The sequence below is a fragment of the Phenylobacterium immobile (ATCC 35973) genome, from assembly GCF_001375595.1.
Lineage (GTDB): Bacteria > Pseudomonadota > Alphaproteobacteria > Caulobacterales > Caulobacteraceae > Phenylobacterium > Phenylobacterium immobile.
Genome location: NZ_CVJQ01000001.1, coordinates 1,795,411 through 1,812,915, shown reverse-complemented (window position 1 = coordinate 1,812,915; position 17,505 = coordinate 1,795,411). Strand labels below are relative to the sequence as shown.

The following is a 17,505-nucleotide window of genomic DNA, read 5'->3' as shown; positions in this document are numbered from 1 at the left end:
GCGTTCTGATAGCGATCCGCTCCCTTCGGCGGCCTGATGGCGGAGTGGTGACGCAGCGGACTGCAAATCCGTGCACCCGGGTTCGATTCCCGGTCAGGCCTCCAAGCATCGCCCTGACATGACGTGCGCCGCGCGCCGCCGCCTTAGATTGCGGCGCTGTTGAAACTTGCGTCAAAGGCCTGGCGGATGTCGGGCGCACTGGCGATCACGCCGGCGTCGCGGAAAGTCGCCAGCACCTGGCTCTCCTCAGCGATCACCGACTCATCGATCGGGGCCGGCTGGCCGCGGCCCGTCTCTGCGGTCTGCAGCGCGATATCTTTGTCCATCCCGGTCTCCTTCGCGAGGGCCGCGGCATAGGCATCTTTGTGATTGATGCTCCAACGCTGCGCGCGCGAAAGGCGCATGAGGAAGTCAGCGATCAGAGGCCGTTTGGTCTCGATAGAGTTGATGTTGGCGGCCTGGAATCCAATGCCGCTCAAGGCGCCCCGCCCGTCGGTCAGCACCCTCGCGTCGTCATCTCTCGCGGCGAGGTAGATGTAGGAGTTCCAGGTCGACCATGCGTCGATCGCCCCGGTGGAGAAAGCGGCCTTGGCGTCAGCCGGCGTGAGGAAGGAAATCGTCACATCTTCAGGCTTCAGCCCAGCCTCCCGCAGACGATAAAGCAACAGGTAATGGCCAATCGAGCCTCGCCCTGTCGCGAACCGCTTGCCGCGAAGGTCGGCGATCGACCGGGCGGGCGAAATCTTCTTGACCAGGATCGCCGTGCTCGCGCCGCGGCCTAGGCTGCGGGAGGCGTGAACCGCCCTCACTCGTCCAGAGCTCGCGAACGCAAAAAGAAACGGCGCATCACCCACCCCGCCCAAATCCGCCGCCCCAGCGCTGACCGCCTCCAGCAGGTGTTGGGCCGCTGGAAATTCGCTCCACTCGATCCTGTAAGGCGCTCCCGCCAGCACCCCGGCGGAGGTCATCAGAGACTTCGTGCCGCCCTTCTGGCTCGCGACATTCAGGACGGTGGGATCGGATGGCCGAGCGCAGGCCGCCGCGGCGAGCGGGAGCGCGAGCGAGGCCTGCAAGAAGCTGCGTCGAAGCATAGGTAGCGGACCTTAGGTGGGGAAGAATCGGTTCGTCGGACGTGCAAGACCCAGGTTCTCGCGCAAGGTGACGCCCTCATATTCATTCCGAAACAGACCGCGGCGCTGCAGCTCTGGCACGACCTGGTCGACGAAATCGTCAAGGCCTTCGGGCAAGAACGGGAACATGATGTTGAAGCCGTCGCAGGCGCGGGTCTCCAGCCATTCCTGCATGCCGTCGGCGATGGTCTGGGGCGTGCCGACAAAACTCAATCCGCCATAGCCGCCGACGCGCTGGGCCAGCTGCCGGACCGTCAGCTTCTCTCGCGCGGCGAGGTCCACAAGCCGCTGGCGGCCGCTTTGGCTGCCGTTAGTTGGCGGGATTTCCGGCAGCGGGCCGTCCGGATCGAACTTTGAGGCGTCGACGCCGAGCGTGCTGGAGAGCGAGGCGATCGAGCTGTCGTAATGCACCAGGCTGTCGAGCAGGCGGCGCTTCTCCTGCGCCTCTTCGACCGTGTCGCCCACCACCACGAAGGCGCCTGGCAGGATTTTCACCATCTCGGGGTCGCGCCCTTCCGCCGCCACGCGCGCGGCCATGTCGGCGTAGAAGGCCTGGCCCGCCGCGAGGTTCGGCTGACCGGCGAAGATCACTTCCGCGGTCGCCGCGGCGAAGCTGCGTCCGGCTTCCGAAGCGCCGGCCTGGACGATGACCGGCCAACCTTGGATTGGCCGGGCGATGTTCAGGGGACCGCGCACTTTCAGGTGCTCCCCCTTATGGTCGAGCACGTGCATCTTGGCCGGATCGAAATAGAGACCATCCTCCACATCGCGGACGAAGGCGTCGTCGGCCCAGCTGTCCCACAGCCCGGTCACCACGTCGTAGAACTCGAAGGCGCGGGCATAGCGCGCGTCATGCTCCATGTGCTCATCAAGGCCGAAGTTGAGCGCAGCGTCGGGGTTTGCGGTGGTGACGATGTTCCAACCAGACCGGCCGCCTGAGATGTGGTCCAGCGACGCGAACCGCCGGGCGATGTGATAGGGCGCGTCGAAAGTCGTCGACGCCGTCGCCACCAGGCCGATATGCGTCGTCACCGTCGCCAGCGCCGACAGCAGCGTCAGGGGCTCGAATGACGTCACGGTATGGCTGCGCTTCAGCGCGCTGATCGGCATGTCCAGCAGCGCCAGGTGGTCGGCCATGAAGAAGGCGTCGAACTTGCCCCGCTCAAGGGTCTGGATGAACCGCTTCAGGTGCTCGAAATTGAAGTTCGCATCGGGAAACGCGCCCGGGTAACGCCATGCCCCAGTGTGGATCGAAACCGGGCGCATGAAGGCGCCGAGCTTGAGTTGGCGGGTCGGCGTCATGAGCGGGGTTCCGGTAAGCGAGGGCCCAACCTAGGCCGGGATCCAGCGACCTGGAATAGCGCGTCGCGCCATCGGCGATCATGACATTTGGCAATGATCCACCTGACGAAATCTCATTTGTCGGGTCGGGTCAGGCGGGTTCACCAAAGGGCGCGAAAGATCAGGAAGCTCCGATGGCGAACGAGACCCTCAAGGACCTGCTAGGCGCGCTGCATGCCGAGCGCCTCCGCACCTGGAGCTCTGAGCAACTGAAGCTCAACATCGATCAGCGCGAAGAGCTGGTCGCCGCCGCAGATCCGACAAGCTGGCCGCAGGTCGGAGACTTCGCGCCGCACTTCGTTCTCGACGAGGTGGACGGCGCTCGGCTCGATCTGGCCACGCTGACCGCGACAGGCCCGGCGGTGCTCGTGTTCTTCCGCTTCGCCACCTGCCCGGCCTGCAACATCGCCCTGCCCTACTATGACCGGACCCTGGCGCCAGCGCTTCGTGACCTGGGCGCGAGGCTGGTGGCTGTCAGTCCGCAGATTCCCGATCGCCTGGGGGATATCAAAGCTCGGCATAGGCTGAGCTTCGACGTCGCCACCGACCGCGACGCGTTCCTCAGCCGCAAATTCGGGCTGCTCTTCACCGCCAACGAGGCCTCGCAGGCCGCAAGCCGCGCCAGCGGATCGTTCATCGGCGATGTCACCGGGACAGGAACGTGGGAATTGCCCCAGCCAGCCGTGATCGTCATCGGCCAGGATCAACGCTTCAAGTTCGTGGATGTCAGCCCCGATTGGCTGACCCGCACCGAGCCCGGTCCTATTATCGCGGCTATGCGCGCGTTGGCCGCCGTTCCCGCCGAATAGCCTACCGGCGATCCCGGGTCTCATGGGTCGGGTCGCCGATCCCCGTCGCCTGCTCGACAATAATCTCCATCAAGCGAATCGCCACGCCCGCGACCACCCGTAGCGGAACCTGTTGCAGCTTCTCGTCGGGAAACAGCTCCCGGAGTTGCGACCAGACGCTGTGCGAGGTCGCGGCCCCGACGAAGTCATGGCCATAGCTCGTGAGGTCGCGAACCACCGACGGCGTCGGCCCCGCCGCCGTCTTGCCCCCGACCTTACCGTCGAGCAGACCGGTGTGAATCATCAGCTCGACATGTCGCGAGACGAGATCGGCGTCGAAGCCAGGAAGATTGATCGCCTGCGGCGTGAGGTCAGGCTTCTCCCGCACGCTGAGGGCGATGGCCTTCACCAGTTGCAGGTCTCGCTCCATCGGTCAGCCTCCGTCCGCTAAGCCGGAATCGGCGAGCGGCCCGAGTATGACCAACCGCCTGATCCACACCTTTTGCAACAAAAGCTCTTCCAACAGCGAGCGCGGCAGTCCAGGATCGTTCGCATACCTAACGACAGGTGATCCATGACCGCGACCCATCCCTCCAACCGGGATGCGGCGACTGGCGAAGCGCCGACCTTCGATTCCAGGCCCCGGGTGGACGCCCGGGCGATGCCGCACGTCCTCAAGCGGGTGGTCGGCCTCGCCTTCCGTTATCCCGGCCTCGTGATCCTCGCCATGGGCTGCGCCCTGGGGGCCGCGCTAGCCAGCCTCGCCCTGCCCAGGCTTTTCGGCCGCTCGGTCGACCAGGCCCACCAGCTGCTGGTCAGTGCGACCGTCGACGGCGACGCCGCGCGGCACGCTCTCTACGTCTCGGCCGGCCTGATCATTGTCGCCACCGTGGTTCGGGGCGGCATGACCATGATGTCGGGCTATCTGTCGGAATATGTCTCGCAGAAGGTCGGCTACGACCTGCGCCTGCAGTTTTTCCAGCAGCTGCAAAGATTGAGCTTCGGCTTTCACGATAAGATTCACTCTGGTGATCTGATCACCCGCGGCATGCTCGACCTCGAGGGCACGCGAATCTTCATCCAGTCCGGCCTGATGCAGAGCCTGACGCTGATCCTGCTCCTAGCCTTCGCCGGCACGGAGATGCTGCGCACCGACCTGACCATGGGCCTGATCGGCCTTGGCTTCGTTCCCGTCGCGGCGATCGTGCTCGGCCGCATGGGCTTCCTCCTGCGCGTCACCTGGCTGCGCTTCCAGGAGCTGATGAGCGCACTGACGCTCACCATGGAGGAGAACCTCCAGGGGATCCGTGTGGTCCGCGCCTTCGCCGGCAAGACCTATGAGATGGAGAAGTTCGACGAAGCCTCGGCCAAGGCTCTGGCCTTCTCGAACCAGCGCATCACGCTTCGTGTCCGCTCCGTCTCAATCATGCAGCTCAGTTTCAACGCCTCGATGGCGGGTCTGCTGTTCTACGGGGGCCACCGGGTCGCCAATGGCCAGATGAGCGTCGGCACGCTCACCGCCTACCTCACCTACATGACCCTGCTGCAGCAGCCTATCCGGCAGATCGCCATGATCTTCAACTCCGCCGCACGGGCCACCTCGTCCGGCGGCCGTCTCTTCGAAGTGCTGGATCTGGACCCTGACGTCGCCGACGCGCCGGACGCGCAGCCGCTTGCGCCGAACAAGGGCGTGCTCGCCTTCGATAGGGTCTCCTTCGCCTATGCCGCGGGCGCCAAGCCCATCCTCACCGACATCTCGTTCACCGTCGCGCCCGGCAAGACGCTGGGCATCGTCGGGCCGCCCGGCTCAGGCAAGTCGACCATCGCCAACCTGATCCCGCGCTTCTACGACGTCATCGGCGGGCGCATCACCATCGACGGCGTCGACATCCGCGACGTGACGCTGGCCTCCCTGCGGGAATACGTCGGCCTGGTGCAGCAGGAGGCCTTCCTGTTCGACAGCTCCATCGGCAACAACGTCGCCTACGCCGATCCGTGGGCCGCGGATGACCGCATCACCGACGCCGCGCAGGTCGCCCAGATCCACGAGCATATCGCCGGCCTTCCGCAGGCCTACGAGACCCGCGTCGGCGAACGCGGCGTCGCGCTCTCGGGCGGCCAACGCCAGCGGATGAGCATCGCCCGCGGCGTCGTACCCGGACCCGGCGTCATGATCTTCGACGATTCCACCGCCGCGATCGACGCGGTGACCGAGCGGCGCGTCCGCGAGGCCCTGGCCCGCGCGACCGCCACCAAGGCGACCATCATCATCGCCCATCGCCTGTCGTCGCTGATGCACGCCGATGAAATCCTCGTCCTCGACGAGGGCCGCGTCGTCGAGCGGGGCGGCCACGACGTCCTGGTCCGCGCCGGCGGCGCCTACGCCGCGCTCTATGAGTTGCAGACCCGTTCCGACGCCGAGGCTGTGCTGGACGACTCCGCCCGGGCGCCGCGCCCCACCGAGGAGGCCTAGATCATGAGCGAAGCCGCCGTTCCCCGCACCACCGCACGCGCCTCCCTGGGTTCCTCCGATGGCGACGACATCTTCGGGACGTTCGACGTCGGCGTCGCCCGGCGCTTTCTGACCTACCTCGCGCCCTACAAGGTCCGCATCCTCCTCGCTCAGACCGCTGTGTTGGCGGCGGCGGGGCTTTCGCTCGCCATTCCATTTCTCACGGGATCGGCGGTCAACTTCGCCGTGACCCGCAACGCCCCGGCGCTGGATCGTACGCTCATCGCCTTCGCCTTTGTCGCGGCGGGCTATGCGGCGGCCTTCTTCCTCGGCGAATGGATGTCGGCGCGCATCGCGCAGGGCGTGATCTTCGAGATTCGCCGCAAGATGTTTGTCCACTTCCAGGACGTGTCGCTGTCCTTCATGGACAAGACTCACGTCGGCCGGATCATGGCCAGGCTGCAGGGCGACGTGAACGCCCTGCAGGAGTTCCTGGAGAACATGAACGGCGCCCTGGGCGACCTCGTCACCCTGATCGGCATCGCCGTCGTGCTGCTGATGACCGACCTCCAGCTGGGCCTGCTGACGCTCACGGTCCTGCCGATCCTGATCGTCATCCGGGCGGTCTGGCTGCCCTACTCCAAGCGCGGTTTCCGCCACGCCCGCGACGCCTCTTCAACCGCCAATTCGGCGCTGGCCGAGAACATCAACGGCATCCGCACGGTCCAGGAAACCCGCCGCGAAGCGCTCAACTTCGAGCTCTACAAGGAAAAGGCCTTCGACAACTTCAAGGCCCAGGCCGGCGCCTCATGGCTCACCCAGATCATGGTGCCGACGGTCGACATCCTCACGGGCTTCGCCATGGCCATCGTCGTCATCGTCGGCGGTCAGGCCGTGCTGCACGGCCGGATCGAGGTCGGCGTGATGGTCGCGTTCATTCTCTATGTGCAGCGCTTCTTCGAGCCGGTGCGCATGCTTTCGATGCAGTACACGGTCCTGCAGCGCGCCATGGCCGCCGCCCACCGCATCTTCGAGGTGATCGACGTGCCGATCACCATCGCCGACAAGGTCGGCGCTCCGGCCCTGGCCGACGCCGCCGCCACCGTCGAGTTCCGCGACGTGACCTTCGGTTACGATCCCAAGCGCCCGGTGCTGCACGACGTGTCTTTCACCGTGAAGCCCAAAGAGGTCGTCGCCCTGGTCGGCCCGACGGGCTCAGGAAAGACCTCGATCATCGCCCTCACGCATCGCTTCTATGAGGTTGACAAGGGGCAGGTTCTCGTCGGCGGCCATGACGTGCGCGACGTCACGCTCGACAGCCTGGGCCGCACCATCGGCATGGTGTTGCAGGAGCCGTTCCTGTTCACCGGCACGATCGAACAGAACATCCGCTACAACACCAAGGCGACCCGCGAGCAGGTGGTCGAGGCGGCCAAGTCGGTGGCCGCCCATGACTTCATCATGCGCCTGCCCGACGGCTACGACACCGTGCTGGGCCAGCGCGGCCGCAACATCTCCATGGGCCAGCGCCAGCTGATCAGCTTCGCCCGCGCCCTGGTCGCCGACCCGCAGATCCTGATCCTCGACGAGGCCACGGCCAACATCGACAGCTTCACCGAGCAGGCGATCCAGAAGGCGCTGAAGGTCCTGTTCGCCGGCCGCACCTGCATGGTCATCGCCCATCGCCTGGCGACCATCCGCGACGCCGACCGCATCATCGTCCTGCAGCAGGGCCGCATCCTCGAGCAGGGCAACCACGGCGAACTGATCGGCCTCGGCGGCCTCTACAGCCGCCTCTACGCCTCAGCCCACGCCTCCTTCGACGACGCGGTGGTGGACCAAACAGGTGACTCGGAGTTCGCGACGCGGACGTGATCGCCTAGGCGACGAAGTTGTCCACGCTGATGTTCCCGAGGCTGGCGCCCGTCAGCACGACCGCGTCGCCGAACGTTCCGGCGGCGGCATGGCCGAAGACGATAAGGTCAGAGCCGACCTGCACCACCACCAGCTTCACGGCGCCGTCGTTCGCCAGCGCTTGCTCGGCGATAGCCTTCGCTGAGGCGAACGTGGTGACGCTGTTGTCGACGATCTCGCGGTAGTTGCTCACCGTTCCCGCGACGCCGAAGAGCAGCTGGTCAATGACATTCCAATCGGTGATGACATCGGTTTGACCGGCTGACGCAGGGGAGACGCCGTTAAAGGTCAGGAGGAATCGGTCAGCGCCACCGCCGCCTGTCAGAACGTCCGCCCCCGAACCACCGTCGATCCAGTCCACCCCGCTGCCGCCAAGCAAAGTGTCGTTGCCGCCTTCGCCATTCAACATCGCATTGCCGCTGATGACGTTATTCAACTCATTGCCATAGACGTAGCTAGGCGCTGAGACGATCACCAGGTTCTCGACATTGGGCGGCAGGTAGAAGTCACTCGGCAGATCAGAGAACCCGACGTCATCAGTCCAATTCAGCTCGATGGTGTCGACGCCTTCGTTCGCGGCTTCGACCACCATGTCATTGCGACCCTCGTCGATGTCCCTGCCCCAGGCGTTCACATAGTAATAGTCGTTGCCTTGGCCACCGATCATGGTGTCGCCGTTGGCGCCACCGTTCAGCGTGTCGTTGCCCAGCCCGCCGATCAGGGAATCATCCCCGCCCAAGCCGTTCAGCCGGTCGTTCCCCGCTAGCCCGTCAATCGTGTCTGCGCCGGAAGTCCCGTTGAGGGTGTCGTTCCCCGAGCTCGGTCCTCCACCGATATTACCGCTCGCGCGGACACCGTCCGTGAACTGAACAAACTCAATGGATTCCGCGTGGATATATTCATTCCGCGCGGCGTTCGTCAGCTGGAATGCCCCGCCAACATTGCCAGTCACGGTGTATTCGGCGAAGGCGCCGCGGACGACCAGCGTATCCGAACCTGTCCCGCCCAGGACCGTGTCACGCGCAGTGTCATGCGTCGTGGCCCCCGGCGTGAGGATATCATTCCCGTCATTGCCCCAGATCACGTCGCGCCCGTCGTGGCCGGTGATTTCGTTGGCGAGGGCGTTTCCGACCCCCACAAAGGGCAGCGAGTTCGCCCCCAGCAACTTCAGGTTCTCGACATTGGCCGGCAGGGCATAGGTGCCCTGGCCCGTGAAGGTGAACTCCACCGTGTCCGCCCCCTCGTTCGCCAGCTCGACGATCGTGTCGAAGTCGGAGAGGACGTAGGTGTCGTTCCCAGCCCCGCCGATTAGGGAGTCGGCCCCGGCGCCGCCCGCCAGGATGTTGGCCGCATCGTTGCCTGTCAGTGTGTTGTTGAGCCCATTGCCGGTGAAGTTGACCGCCAAGGCCGTCACCCCGCCAGTAGTGCTTTCCGCCAGGGCGTTCTCCACCTGGGCGGTCAGGACGAATGTCCCGGTCTTGCCCACCTGAACATGCAGCAGGTCGACGCCGCCGCCGCCGACCACCAGGTCCTCGGGCCGGTCGACGATGAAGACGTCATTGCCGCCGCCGCCGATCAGGGTGTCGATGCCGCGCCCGCCGTCGAGGGTGTCGGGCCCAGCGACGCCGGTCAGGGTATCGTTGCCCAATCCGCCGAAGATGGAGCCGCTTCCGGACAGGTTGTCGGCGTTCGACGTCGTGCCGGTGAACGTCGAAACTGCGATCTTCTGGTCCGTGAACTGGACGAACTCGACGCCCCGCAGGATCACCCGCTCCATGTCGGTCTTGTGGGCGATCTCATAGTCGCCGCCGCCCAGGTTGCGCATGGCGTAGTTGGCCGCTGCGCCGCGCGCCACGACCGTGTCAGATCCTTCGCCGCCATCCACCGTATCGTATCCCCAGGCCGTGCCTGAGAGACCGGCATAGATCCGGTCGTCACCAGCCCCTGTGGCGATGCTGCTCACCCCATCATGGCCGACGACATAGTTCGAGAGTCCATTGCCGATCACATCGGTGCGGACGGCGACCGGCGACAGGATGCGGGCGTTCTCGACATTGGCGCTGAGCGTGAAGACGGCGCTGGTCGAAGTCGAAATGTCGATCTGGTCGACGCCCCCAGCGGGGTTCTCAACGATCACGTCCAACGGCGTATCGACAATGAACCGGTCGTTGCCGGCGCCCCCGACCATGCGGTCGGTTCCCGGGCCGCCGTTGAGCACGTCGTCTCCGTCCCCGCCGTCCAGGGTGTCGTCGCCCCCCTTGCCGCTCAAAGCGTCAGCAAAGGCCGTGCCCACCAGAAGGTCGTTGCCCGCCGTCCCGTCACCGCCCAGCGACGCCAGGGTCTTCGGCCCGTCGGTGAACTGAACCACCTCAATGTTGCGCAGCAGGATTCGCTCGCCCGTGGCGGAGTTCACCAGCGTCGCCTCCGACGCCGACGGCCGGGCGATCGCATAGGCCGACGCCGCGCCCAGCACCGTGAGGGTGTCATAGCCCTCGCCGCCGTCCACCGTGTCAAAGGCCGACGCGCCGCTCGCCAGGCCGGCGACCATGAAGTCATCGCCCGCGCCCCCGAACAAACTGTTCAGGCCATCGTGACCCGTCAGTCGGTTGGCCAAGCCATTGCCGGCGATGTCTGTGCGAACCGCCGCGTTGGAGACTACGCGCGCGTCCTCGACATTGGCCGCCAACGCATAGGCGCCGGCGAAGTTGACCTCGACGCGGTCCATGCCGCCGGACGCCGTCTCGAAGATCACGTCCCCGGCGTTATCCACCCGATAGAGATCGTCCCCGCCGCCTCCGGCCACGGTGTCGGCGCCGGCGCCGCCGTCCAGGGTGTTCACGCCGTCATGCCCGGTAAGGGTGTTGTTCAGCCCATTGCCCGTCAGCCCGGCCTGCGTCGTCACCCGCGTCCCGGCGATTACCCGCGCGGCCTCGACATTGTCGCTCAGGACGTAGGTCCAACTGTAGGAAAAGCCGATATCGATACGGTCATAGCCTTCGCCGGCAAGCTCGACGACCAGGTCGCCCGGGTCATCGACTACATAAAAATCGTTGCCGGCCCCGCCAACCAGGCTGTCCGCGCCGGCCCCGCCGTTGATCTGGTCGTCGCCGCCCGCGCCGATCAGGGTGTCATTGCCTGCCCCGCCCGAAAGGATGTCGGGGCCCGCGCCGCCTGTGAGCGTGTCGTCGCCCGCTGTTCCCGTCGGCATGGCCGCATCCCCGCGCTAATACTGTGGGAAAACTTTAACGCGCCGCTGCGACAATCGGAATAACGAAGTATGTAAAATTGAATATACCAGCCTAAGCTCGCTTAAACGGCTCCGGCACGCGCACGCCCGCCTGCCGAGCTAGCATCCAGCCAGGGTATTCTGATGAAAGCGTGCTGACATCATCCAGCTTCGCCATCTCTTCAGCCGTCAATTTCAGATCGACCGCGGCGAGATTATCGTCCATCTGCTCGACGGTCTTGGCGCCGATGATCACGCTCATGACGTGGCTCTTCGCCAGCAGCCAGGCCAACGCCACCCGGGCGACGCTGGCTCCCTCATGGGCCCTGGCGATCTCGCGCATGACGTCCACACACCTCCAGGCCATCTCCTCGTTGACCGGCGGGAATGGGAAGGTCGTGCGGCGCGCCCCGTCTGGTCCGTTCGAACCTGGTCCGAACTTTCCCGACAGCAGCCCGCCAGCGAGCGGCGACCAGACCATGAGGCCAAGCCCCTCTGAGTTCATCATCGGCACGAGCTCGCGCTCCAGGTCACGGCCGGCGATGGTGTAATAGGCCTGCAGGGTCTCGAAGCGCGCGAAGCCTTTCGCCTCGGCGATCCCCAGCGCCTTCATGATCTTCCAGGCCGTCCAGTTCGACACGCCGACGTAGCGTACCATCCCCTGGCTCACGAGGTCGTTCAAGGCGCGCAGGGTCTCCTCGATCGGCGTGACCGGGTCGTCGCCATGGATCTGGTAGAGATCGATGTGATCGGTCTGCATCCGGTCCAGGCTCGCCTTGACCGAATCCATGATGTGGCCCCGGCTGGCGCCGCGATCGTTCGGCCCAGGCCCCATCTGGCCATAGACCTTGGTGGCGATCACCACGTCCTTGCGCGCCACGCCCAGATCCTTGAACGCCTGACCCAGGCGTTCCTCGGACGCGCCGAACGAATAGACGTCAGCGGTGTCGAAGAAATTGACCCCTGCTTCCAGGCCGCGCTGGACCACGGCGTTCACCTCGCCCTGCGGCAAGGCGCCGATCGCCTTCCACATCCCCGCCTCGGCGTTACCGCCGAAGGTCATGGTCCCCAGGCAGATCTCGGACACATAGAGGCCGGTGCGGCCAAGCTGCTTATATTTCATGGGTCGGCTCCTGGGGCTGGAGCTCAGCCTAGCGTCCTGCGCCGCCCGATGGAACGCCGCCGACGCTTTAGCCGCCTAGGCTGGTGCGGGGGCCTCGACACGCGCTTTCCGCGCTCCGGCGATTTCGCGCCAGGTTATGAACAGCGTCGAGGCCACGACAATCGCCGCACCGAGAGCGGTCCAAATGGTCGGCGTCTCATCGAACAGGAAGAAGCCGACAGCCGCGGCGAACACCAGACGGATGTAGTCGATCGGCGCCATGGCGGCCGCGTCGCCCACCTTCATGCCGTTGACGAAGCAGAATTGGTTCAGGGTCGCCACCGCGCCCATGGTGAACAACAACGCCAGGTCCACCGGCGCCGGCCACCGCCACATCAAGATCGCTCCAGGGATCGACAGCACAAGGCCCAGGGTGGCCGACCACACCAACAAGGTCGTCGGCGAGGTCTCGCGGGTCATGACCTTGGTCCCCGTAGTCGTGAAGGCGAACAGCAAGGCCGAGGCCAGGGCCGCCAGCACCGGTAGGCCGAAAACGAAACCGCCGCTCGAACCGGGCCGAACCATGACCAGCACCCCGACGAAACCCAGGAGGGCGGCGCCCAACCGCACCGGGCCGATCTTTTCGCGCAACAGGAAGAAGGCGAGCGGCACGATCCACAGCGTCCGCGTGAACGACAGGGCGTTGGCGTCGGCCAGCGGCATGTTCTGGAACGAATAGAATGACAGGACCAGGGCGGAGGTCGCCGCCAGGGAGCGGAAGGTCAGCATGACCGGGCGCGTCGTCGAATAGGCCGCCGCGCGGTGCTTGAAGATGTACGGAAGCAGGACGAGAAATCCCGCCACCTGCCGGTAGAAGATCTGGACGGGCGGCGGATAACCTTCGCCCAGATACTTCACCAAGGTGGTCATCAAGGTATAGGCGGCCGCAGACGCCATCACCCAGAGCGCGCCTTGGGCGTTTGGCGACAGCGTGGCGAAATAGCCTCGCAGGGTTGTCGGCTGAGTGGCCGTCATCAGCCGTTTCCCCCACGCCCCCTTCGGGCGTAATCTTGCGAGGTTGATAGGCGGTTCACGGCGCGACGACAACGGCCAGATGTCGTTCAGCATTATCCAGGACACGTGCGTGCGAAATCAGTGCAGAAACAATGTCCGCTAGGCAGCGGCTCGTGCGAGCTTCGCAGCGACCAACTCTCGCCAGGTGATGAACAGCGTCGAGGCGACCACGATAGCCGCTCCCGCAATGGTCCAGATGGATGGGATCTCGTGGAAGACGAAAAAGCCGATGGCCGCGGCGAACACCAGGCGCAGGTAATCGATCGGCGCCATGGCGGCCGCATCGCCCGCCTTCATGCCGTTGATGAAGCAGTACTGATTCAGGGTCGCCACCGCGCCCATGGTGAACAGCAGGGCGAGGTCGAGCGGCGCCGGCCACACCCAGGTCATGAAGGCGCCCGGAAGGCCCAGGAACAGCCCGAGGGTGACCGACCAGACCAGCAGCGTGTTTGGCGAATGGTCGCGGCTGACGAACTTCGTCCCTGTGACTGTGAAGGCCAGCAAGAAGGCTGAGCTCAAGGCCGCCACCGCCGGCCAGCCCATGGCGAAGTCGCCGCTGGCGCCCGGGCGGATCATCACCATTACACCGCAGAACCCGACAAGGGCCGCGCCAAGACGCAGCGGTCCGATCTTCTCGCGCAGGACAAAGGCCGCCAACGGCACGATCCACAGCGTGCGCGTGAACGACAGGGCGTTCGCGTCCGCCAATGGCATATGCTGGAACGAGTAGAACGCCAGGATGAGCCCCACCGTCTGCGACAGGGCCCGCCCGCTCAGGGCCCAGGGCTTGGTCGTGGCGTAGATCGCCCCGCGATGTTTCAGGATAAGGGGCAGCAGAACGAGGAAGCTCGCCAACTGGCGATAGAAGATCTGCAGCGGCGCGGGATAGTCCTCACCCAGATACTTCACGAGGCTGGTCATGGTGCTGTAGCAGCCGGCCGAGGCCACCATCCACAGGGCCCCGCGGGCGTTGGGCGGCAAGCTGGCGAACCAGCCTTGGCCGCCAGGCGCAGCTTGCGTGCTCATCCCCGTCCCCCACCATCTCGCCAAGGGCGCGCCGCTCCAGCGTCAACCGACGCCTGATAGGCGCTTGCCCGGGCGCGAACAATGCGAAGAAGCGATCCACACCCCCTCAGGGGTGGCTGGCGGTGACGCAGGGATTCGAACCCTGGATACCCGTTAGGGTATGACGATTTAGCAAACCGTTGCCTTCAGCCACTCGGCCACGTCACCAGCTCAGCACCCGGGCGGGCCCGGGAGTTGGGCTATCTAGCCGAGCCGGCGCCCCGCGCCAAGTCCTCACCGCGTCAGGCGTGTGACAGCCATTCGCGGGCGTGACGCTGGGCCTCCGCCACGTCGTCGGCGGCCATCTCGTCGGACAGTTCACGGCGGTAAATCTTGGCCTCGAGCGAGCCGCGCATCGCCGCCAGGTTGAACAGCATGTGCGCACTGACGTAGTCGCGCGGCGCGCCGCCTTGGCCCGTCGAATAGAGCATCCCGAGCCGAAAGAGTTCGTCCGCCGATGCGTCCGCAGGCGGCTCAGGAAGGCCGGCGACGGGCGCGAAATCCATGCCGTGCAGCATGATCCTCATCCCTTCTTGAGCCTTCGCGACCAGCCGCGTCGGCTAAGTGCTGGGATGATCAGACCCCCGTTCGTCTGAACGCAGGATTAAGCGCCCTGTAGCCTCGCCTTCAGCTCCGACGAGCCCGCTGGTTGAACAACATCCGGCGTTGTTCCGCTGTGGGCTGAGGCCCTTCGGCGGCGGCCTTGCGCACGGGGTCGGCGGCCGCCATGGCGCGCTGCACCGCTGGCCGGGCGGCGATCCTCTTCTTGTAGGCCGCCACATTCGGGAACTCGGCTTCTGGCGATCCGACGTTCTCCATCCCCTGCGACCACGGCCAGATCAGCATGTCGGCGATGGAATAGGGTCCGGCGACGTACTCGCGATCCTTCAACCGCTCCTCCAGCACGCCGTAAAGGCGGTTGACCTCATTGCTGTAGCGGTTTGCGCCATAGGCGAAGAAACGGGAGTCCGTAAACAGCTGCCGTGCATAGTTGCGGAAGTGGTTGGCCTGGCCGCTCATCGGGCCATGTCCGGCCATCTGCCAATAGGCCCACTGCTCCACCTCGACCTGCTCGCGAGCGTTCGCGCCATAGAACTGACCGGATTTGCGGGCCAGGTACTGCAGGATCGCCCCGGACTCGAAGACCGAGATCGGCTGACCGTCCGGGCCCTCCGGATCAACGATCGCCGGCATGCGTCCATTGGGGCTGAGCGCGAGGAAGCCGCTCTCGAACTGCTGAGCGCGGCCGATATTCACCGGCACGATCTCGTAGGGAAGGCCCATCTCCTCCAGCGCGATCGTGACCTTGTGGCCGTTCGGCGTCGGCCAGTAGTGAACCTGGATCGGCTGGACCATGGCGTGTCTCCCTCTTCGTTTCTGAGCTTGAGTTTGGATAGATGGCGCATCCGCGTTGCGCGGCAAGTAGGGATTTTCTGATGACGCGCTGCGGCTTTCTTGAGCCGTTCAGGGACAGTTCAGGCAGGCTGGGCGTTAATGAACCCAACATGATGACCCGCAACCTTGGAAAGACGAAAATCCGCCTCGGCGTCCTGGCGATGATCGCCGCCCTGGCTGTCAGCGCGACGGCGACCGACGCCGCGCCGCGCAATGACCGTGGCCGCGGCCCGGATCGCGACGCTTCGCGCTATCAAGACCGCGGTGGGCGCAACGGCGACAATGACCGCCGGGTGGGCCAGCAAGGCCGCGATCAACGCGACTATGGACGTCCGCCGGCCAATGTCCGGCGCGGCGCTTTCTTGCCCGACGACCGCCGGGGCGCGCCCGTCGGCGACTACAATCGCGCGCGCCTGCGGCCGCCGCCGCAAGGCTATGGCTGGTACCGCGAGAACGGCCGCTACATGCTGCTCGACCAGTATACCGGCCAGGTGCTGGACGTGGTGGAGTAGCCCCTACTCCACCCCCAGCTTCGCTTTCAGCATGCCGTTGATGACGCCCGGATTGGCCTTGCCGCCGGTCTCTTTCATTACCTGACCTACGAACCAGCCGATCGCCTGCGGCTTTTCCTTCACCTGCGCGGCCTGGCCCGGATTGGCGGCGATCAGCTTGTCGATAATCGCGTCCAGCGCGCCGGTGTCCGAGACCTGCTTCAGGCCGGCCTTGTCGACGATCTCCCCAGCCCGGCCCTCGCCGGCCCACATGCGTTCGAAGACGTCCTTGGCGATCTTGGAGGAGATCACCCCCTCCTCGATCAGCGCCACCAGTTCGGCGATCGCCTCCGGCTTGATCGGGCTGTCGGTGATATCGAGGCCCGCCGCCGTCAGGCGGGCGGCCAGGTCGTTGGTCACCCAGTTCGCCGTCAGCTTGGCGTCGCGGCCCTTCACCGCCTCCTCGTAGAAGGCCGCGCGCGCCTGTTCGGTGATCAGGACGCCGGCGTCATAGGCCGAAAGACCATACTGGCTCTGCAGCCGGGCCTTTTTGGCGTCCGGTAGTTCCGGCAGGCTTTCCTCGATCGCTTTCACCCACGCCGGATCCAGCACCAGCGGCAAGAGATCCGGATCGGGGAAGTAGCGATAATCGTGGGCGTCTTCCTTCGAGCGCATCGAGCGGGTCTCGTTACGCGTCGGGTCGAACAGCCGGGTCTCCTGATCGATCACGCCGCCGTCCTCGATGATCTCGATCTGGCGGCGCGCCTCGTATTCGATCGCCTGCTGAATGTAGCGGTAGGAATTGACGTTCTTGATCTCGCACCGCGTTCCGAGATGGCTGAAGTCCCCCGTCGCGCGGAACTTGTCGTAGGCGCCCACCCGGCACACCGAGACGTTCACGTCGGCCCGCAGGTTGCCCTTCTCCATGTCTCCGTCGCAGGTGCCGAGGTAGACGAGGATCGTCCGCAGCTTTTTCACATAGGCCGCGGCCTCGTCCGACGAGCGCATGTCGGGCATGGAGACGATTTCCATCAGCGCCGTGCCCGAGCGGTTCAGGTCGATGTAGGTCGCGTTCGGATCCTGATCGTGCAGGCTCTTGCCGGCGTCCTGCTCCAGGTGCAGCCGCTCGATCCGCACGGTGAAGGTCGTGCCGTCGTCGCGCTCGACGATGACCTCGCCCTCGCCGACCACCGGGTCCTTGAACTGGCTGATCTGATAGCCCTGGGGAAGGTCCGGGTAGAAATAGTTCTTCCGGTCGAAGTGGCTCTTCAGATTGATCTGCGCCTTCAGGCCCAGGCCCGTCTTCACCGCCTGCTCGACACAGTAGCGGTTGAGCACCGGCAGCATGCCCGGCATGGCCGCATCAACCAGGCTCACCTGGGCGTTTGGGCCTGCGCCAAAGCCCACCGCCGCGCCGGAGAATAGCTTGGCGTTCGACGCCACCTGGGCGTGGACCTCCAACCCAAGGACAATCTCCCAATCGCCGGTGCGGCCCTTGATCAGCTTGCTCTTAGCTTCGCTCATCGG

At 65.4% G+C, this 17,505-nt stretch carries 14 protein-coding genes and 2 tRNA genes; 5 read left to right on the top strand and 11 right to left on the bottom strand.

Annotation, left to right across the window (positions count from 1 at the left end; all coding sequences use genetic code 11):
• The first annotated feature begins 30 nt into the window (after positions 1-30).
• Positions 31-104 (top strand) — tRNA-Cys (locus tag BN1313_RS08895).
• A 39-nt stretch (positions 105-143) separates the two neighbouring features.
• Here BN1313_RS08895 and BN1313_RS08890 read toward each other — a convergent pair.
• Both BN1313_RS08890 and BN1313_RS08885 read right to left on the bottom strand, forming a co-directional pair.
• Positions 144-1,091, bottom strand: a complete 948-nt coding sequence (locus BN1313_RS08890) for an ABC transporter substrate-binding protein (RefSeq protein WP_091739262.1) — start codon at positions 1,089-1,091, stop codon at positions 144-146.
• Positions 1,092-1,103: 12 nt separating this feature from the next.
• Positions 1,104-2,432 carry an LLM class flavin-dependent oxidoreductase gene (locus BN1313_RS08885; RefSeq protein ID WP_091739259.1) on the bottom strand — a complete coding sequence of 443 codons (1,329 nt, stop codon included), beginning with the start codon at positions 2,430-2,432 and terminating at the stop codon, positions 1,104-1,106.
• A gap of 173 nt (positions 2,433-2,605) precedes the next feature.
• On the opposite strand from BN1313_RS08885, the gene BN1313_RS08880 reads away from it, so the two are divergent.
• Positions 2,606-3,280 carry a peroxiredoxin-like family protein gene (locus BN1313_RS08880; protein ID WP_091739256.1) on the top strand — a complete coding sequence of 225 codons (675 nt, stop codon included), beginning with the start codon at positions 2,606-2,608 and terminating at the stop codon, positions 3,278-3,280.
• A 1-nt stretch (position 3,281) separates the two neighbouring features.
• On the opposite strand, the gene BN1313_RS08875 is transcribed toward BN1313_RS08880, so the two are convergent.
• Positions 3,282-3,689: a DUF2513 domain-containing protein gene (locus tag BN1313_RS08875; RefSeq protein ID WP_091739253.1), complete on the bottom strand. Its 408-nt coding sequence runs from the start codon at positions 3,687-3,689 to the stop codon at positions 3,282-3,284.
• Positions 3,690-3,833: 144 nt separating this feature from the next.
• Between BN1313_RS08875 and BN1313_RS08870 the strand changes: the two genes are divergently transcribed.
• Both BN1313_RS08870 and BN1313_RS08865 read left to right on the top strand, forming a co-directional pair.
• A complete protein-coding gene (locus BN1313_RS08870) occupies positions 3,834-5,732 on the top strand; it encodes an ABC transporter ATP-binding protein (protein ID WP_218054337.1) in 1,899 nt (632 codons plus the stop codon).
• Between the two features lie 3 nt (positions 5,733-5,735).
• Positions 5,736-7,586, top strand: coding sequence for an ABC transporter ATP-binding protein (locus BN1313_RS08865; RefSeq protein WP_091739250.1), 1,851 nt, complete (start codon positions 5,736-5,738; stop codon positions 7,584-7,586).
• Between the two features lie 4 nt (positions 7,587-7,590).
• Here BN1313_RS08865 and BN1313_RS16970 read toward each other — a convergent pair whose 3' ends face one another.
• The 7 genes from BN1313_RS16970 to BN1313_RS08820 form a co-directional block, all read right to left on the bottom strand.
• Positions 7,591-10,833: a beta strand repeat-containing protein gene (locus BN1313_RS16970; RefSeq protein WP_141653106.1), complete on the bottom strand. Its 3,243-nt coding sequence runs from the start codon at positions 10,831-10,833 to the stop codon at positions 7,591-7,593.
• Between the two features lie 91 nt (positions 10,834-10,924).
• Positions 10,925-11,974 (bottom strand): aldo/keto reductase, encoded by a 1,050-nt coding sequence (locus BN1313_RS08845; protein WP_091739241.1) that lies wholly within the window; start codon positions 11,972-11,974, stop codon positions 10,925-10,927.
• Between the two features lie 75 nt (positions 11,975-12,049).
• The gene (locus BN1313_RS08840; RefSeq protein WP_091739238.1) at positions 12,050-12,988 is read right to left on the bottom strand and encodes a DMT family transporter; all 939 of its coding nucleotides are present in this window, start codon (positions 12,986-12,988) and stop codon (positions 12,050-12,052) included.
• Between the two features lie 138 nt (positions 12,989-13,126).
• Positions 13,127-14,053: a DMT family transporter gene (locus BN1313_RS08835; protein WP_245620147.1), complete on the bottom strand. Its 927-nt coding sequence runs from the start codon at positions 14,051-14,053 to the stop codon at positions 13,127-13,129.
• 117 nt (positions 14,054-14,170) lie between these two features.
• Positions 14,171-14,260 (bottom strand) — tRNA-Ser (locus BN1313_RS08830).
• A 74-nt stretch (positions 14,261-14,334) separates the two neighbouring features.
• Entirely contained in the window at positions 14,335-14,610 is a 276-nt protein-coding gene (locus BN1313_RS08825; protein ID WP_091742541.1) for a hypothetical protein, read from the bottom strand.
• 109 nt (positions 14,611-14,719) lie between these two features.
• The gene (locus BN1313_RS08820; RefSeq protein ID WP_091739235.1) at positions 14,720-15,448 is read right to left on the bottom strand and encodes a glutathione S-transferase family protein; all 729 of its coding nucleotides are present in this window, start codon (positions 15,446-15,448) and stop codon (positions 14,720-14,722) included.
• Between the two features lie 149 nt (positions 15,449-15,597).
• On the opposite strand from BN1313_RS08820, the gene BN1313_RS08815 reads away from it, so the two are divergent.
• Positions 15,598-15,999, top strand: a complete 402-nt coding sequence (locus tag BN1313_RS08815) for an RcnB family protein (RefSeq protein ID WP_176695949.1) — start codon at positions 15,598-15,600, stop codon at positions 15,997-15,999.
• Between the two features lie 3 nt (positions 16,000-16,002).
• On the opposite strand, the gene gatB is transcribed toward BN1313_RS08815, so the two are convergent.
• Complete coding sequence (gatB, locus tag BN1313_RS08810) at positions 16,003-17,502, bottom strand: Asp-tRNA(Asn)/Glu-tRNA(Gln) amidotransferase subunit GatB (RefSeq protein WP_091739229.1); 1,500 nt, start codon at positions 17,500-17,502, stop codon at positions 16,003-16,005.
• Positions 17,503-17,505: the final 3 nt, after the last annotated feature.